Origin of the sequence: Myxococcus sp. CA051A (assembly GCF_013336705.1) — a bacterium.
Taxonomy (GTDB): Bacteria; Myxococcota; Myxococcia; order Myxococcales; family Myxococcaceae; genus Myxococcus; species Myxococcus llanfairpwllgwyngyllgogerychwyrndrobwllllantysiliogogogochensis.
This window is the reverse complement of record NZ_JABUMS010000106.1, coordinates 1-246: the sequence shown is the minus strand read 5'-3', so window position 1 is coordinate 246 and position 246 is coordinate 1. Positions and strand designations below refer to the sequence as shown.

Below are 246 nucleotides of genomic sequence, written 5' to 3'. Positions count from 1 at the left end.
CTCTCGTCGGTGCCGTTCTGCCAGGGCTTGCCCGGCGCGATGTGCGCCAGCTCGATGCGCGCCTCCGCGGCCCACCGCAGGATGGCCGAGGCGACGAACTCCGGCCCGTTGTCACTGCGCATGTGCCTGGGTGCCCCTCTTTGACTCACCAGCTTCGAGAGCACCTCGACTACGCGTCCAGAGCGGATGGCGCCCGCGACGTCGATGGCAAGGCACTCGCGCGTCCACTCGTCCACCACCGTGAGG

The 246-nt window shown here is 69.5% G+C and carries 1 protein-coding gene; it reads right to left on the bottom strand.

All coding sequences use genetic code 11. The features are described from left to right. Window positions 1-246: DDE-type integrase/transposase/recombinase (locus tag HUA74_RS45120; protein ID WP_174459527.1), on the bottom strand; the 246-nt coding region annotated here is incomplete at both ends.